This is a genomic window from Rhodoferax sp. UBA5149 (assembly GCF_002413825.1).
Taxonomy (GTDB): domain Bacteria; phylum Pseudomonadota; class Gammaproteobacteria; order Burkholderiales; family Burkholderiaceae_C; genus Rhodoferax.
In genome coordinates this window covers 14,958-17,498 of sequence record NZ_DHXT01000159.1, presented here as the reverse complement: position 1 = coordinate 17,498, position 2,541 = coordinate 14,958, and the positions used below count along the sequence as shown (strand labels likewise).

General features: G+C 63.4%; 2 protein-coding genes. Both read left to right on the top strand.

All coding sequences use genetic code 11. The features are described from left to right. Positions 1-294: 294 nt before the first annotated feature. Positions 295-2,133, top strand: a complete 1,839-nt coding sequence (locus tag B3V69_RS14120; protein WP_296447561.1) for a PHA/PHB synthase family protein — start codon at positions 295-297, stop codon at positions 2,131-2,133. Continuing rightward, a partial coding sequence (locus B3V69_RS14115) for a hypothetical protein (RefSeq protein ID WP_296447559.1) occupies positions 2,123-2,541 on the top strand: 419 nt, incomplete at its 3' end. The genes B3V69_RS14120 and B3V69_RS14115, both read left to right, overlap by 11 nt.

Sequence of the window (2,541 nt, the reverse complement as noted above, 5' to 3'; positions counted from 1 at the left end):
CCAGCAAGGTGCGGGTCGGTGCGACATGGCGCAGCGCGACAATTTCGCCGCGTCGAACAAATTCAAGCGTTGGGATGTTCATCGGGAGTTCCATGTGCGCGAGGGTAGAACACGAAAGGTGCGGCGTTCACAGGGGCTAGCATATGACAGCAATGCAAACGCAGGTAGGAGAGGCCGCGTCCTTTTCGACAAGATCCATGGTTTTGGGGTGCATACTAAGGTTCTCAGGGTTGACCTAGGGTTTACCCGTGCATACTTGGCAGTCCACATCCAACAGGATTTGAGGGTTTTGTTATGGAAAAACCAATTTCGCCCGCGCTACCGTCCGAACGGCAAGGCGACATCGCCCGGTCTATCGACGAAGCGTTTCATGCACAACTGGCCAAGATCAACATGGGCTTGTCACCCATCGCGCTGGCTTTGGCCTATGCGGACTGGGCGCTGCACCTGGCAACATCCCCCGGTCGGCAGCTGCTGCTGGCGCAGCGGGCCTTGGAACTGTCCCAGCAGGCATTGACCAGCACCTGGCAGCCCGAGCCTGCCGCCCCGGCCCACGACCAGCTTATGCATGAAAAAGACCCGCGCTTCAGCGACCCGGGCTGGAGCCAGTGGCCCTTCAACGCCCTGAAGGAAGGCTTCAAGGCCAGTGATGCCTGGTGGCGCGAGTCCACCGAGGTCGACGGCGTGTCCAGACACCACCAGCACATGGTGAATTTCTTCACCCGTCAGGGGCTGGACGCGCTGTCGCCGTCCAACTGGGCCGTCACCAACCCGGAAGTCCTCAGACAGGGCCAAGAGTCCATGGGCCAGAGCTGGCTCAAGGGCTACCAGAGTTATGCCAAGGACCTGCTGGACTATCGGAGCAGCCGTGCCAGCGCCCATCCTGGAAAGCTCAAACCCCTGGATTTCGAGGTCGGCAAGGACGTCGCGCTGACGCCGGGCAAGGTGGTATTTCGCAACCACCTGATCGAGCTCATCCAGTACACGCCGACCACCGACACGGTGTACCCCGAGCCGCTGCTGATCGTGCCTTCCTGCATCATGAAGTACTACATCCTGGACTTGTCACCGGCCAATTCGATGGTGCGTTACCTGGTGGGGCAGGGGCACACGGTGTTCATGATGTCGTGGCGCAACCCGGATGCCTCGGACCGTGACCTGGGCATGCAGGACTACCTGCAAATGGGCGTGATGGAGGCCATGGCGGCCGTGAAGTCGCACACCGGCGCGCCCCGCATTCATGCCTTGGGCTACTGCCTGGGTGGTACTTTCCTGGCCATCGTGGCCGCCGCGCTGGCGCGTGGCGAGCCGCAGGCGCCAAGCCAGGGGCGGGGAAAAAATCCGCGGCGCCGCCACGAAGACGTGGCCGGCCTGGACAAGCTGCCCGAACTCGCCAGCGTCACCCTGCTGGCGGCATCGACCGATTTCAGCGAACCCGGCGAACTGGGCGTGTTCATCGACGACGACCAGCTCAACACTTTGCGCGAGGCCATGGCCCGCACCGGCTACCTGTCGGGGCGGCAGATGGCCGGCTCGTTCCAGTTCTTGAATTCGCGCGACTTGATCTGGTCGCGCAACACGCGGCGCTACCTGCTGGGCCAGGACGAGGTGGGCAACGACATGATGAGCTGGAACGCCGACCTCACACGCCTGCCCGAGCGCATGCACAACGAGTACCTGTCGTCGCTGTTTCTCAACAATGCGCTGGCCGCCGGCCACTACCGCGTCGGCGGCGTCGGGGTGACTCTGATGGACATCAAGGCGCCGCTGCTGGTGGTCGGCACGGTGCGCGATCACGTCTCGCCCTGGAAGTCGGTCTACAAGATCCATCTGCTCACCGACACCCACACCACCTTCATCCTGGCGGCCGGGGGGCACAACGCGGGCATCGTGTCGGAGCCCGGGCACGCCAACCGCAGTTACCAGATGGACAGCGTGGCAAAAGGCCACGCCTGGACCGAGCCCGACGAGTGGGTGTCAAAAGCGCCCATGTTCGAGGGCTCGTGGTGGCAAGCCATGCACGCCTGGCTGCAGGCGCGATCCGGCCCACGGGTGCCGCCTCCGGTCATCCATCCGGCCGATGTGCTGTGCGATGCCCCCGGCGAAAATGTGATGGTGCGCTATGCTGACTGATCCGCCGACTGATCCGCCGACCGAAGACGATCCGCAGACCCAGCGTCTGCACCACATGGAATCGTCGATCGAAGCGCTGAACGCCCGTATTGCCCGCCTGGCGATTGGCTTGGGTGTGTCGCTCAACAGTGAAGTCGAGGTTGCCCGCGTGATGAATCGGCAGCACGTGGTGGCGGTGTCGCTTGAGCGCCGGGTGAGCCTGGAGCGTCGCCTGCCCTCCCGCGTGGGCTCAGACACGGACCGCCGCTTGACCCACCAGTGGGAAGAGTTGCGAGGCCTGCTGGTGCTGCGTTATGGTGTCGAAACACGCTATGTGGACGAGGTGGGTGTCGACGCCACGCGCCAGATCATGGTCGAGGCCGAAGCGCATCTGGCGCGTGAAGGTTTCAAGCCAGGCGCTGACGGCAT